Source organism: Leisingera sp. ANG-M1 (assembly GCF_000813745.1).
In the GTDB taxonomy this organism is placed as follows: Bacteria; Pseudomonadota; Alphaproteobacteria; order Rhodobacterales; family Rhodobacteraceae; genus Leisingera.
In genome coordinates, this window is the sequence record NZ_JWLC01000068.1 from 1 (window position 1) to 397 (window position 397).

Annotated in this window: 2 pseudogenes; one reads left to right on the plus strand and one right to left on the minus strand. The window is 62.2% G+C overall.

From position 1 onward, the window contains the following. A pseudogene (locus tag RA19_RS25355) lies at positions 1–199 on the minus strand (methyltransferase); the annotation flags it as partial. A gap of 74 nt (positions 200–273) precedes the next feature. Between RA19_RS25355 and RA19_RS27600 the strand changes: the two are divergent. Next, positions 274–397 (plus strand): annotated as a pseudogene (locus RA19_RS27600) (SDR family NAD(P)-dependent oxidoreductase); the annotation flags it as partial.

Sequence of the window (397 nt, forward strand, 5' to 3'; positions counted from 1 at the left end):
TGCCCGCACCGACATCCAGCACCGGACCTTCTCCTCCGGCGGCGGCAAAGGCCTTGGCAGTCAATCCGGGCAGAAGGTAATCCTGCCCGGCGGCGAAATCCTGATCGTATGAGCTGGCCCAGCCTGCATAAAGCCGTTTGGAATCCGTGGGCGTCTGCAGGGCGTAGGCGTCTGAAAGTCCCGGTTTCTGTTTGTCCATGGGCGCCATGAAAAGGCGGAAGCGGATTCGAATCAACCCTTGCGCCCGGCCTGCCGCCAACGCATCTAAGAGCCATGAAGAAAACGCTGCTTTGTCTTGGATTTGGCTATACTGCCCGGGCGCTTGCGCCGCGTCTGCCGGCTGAGGGCTGGCGGGTTATCGGCACATCGCGCGAGCCGGTTGAGGCGGAAGGTGTGG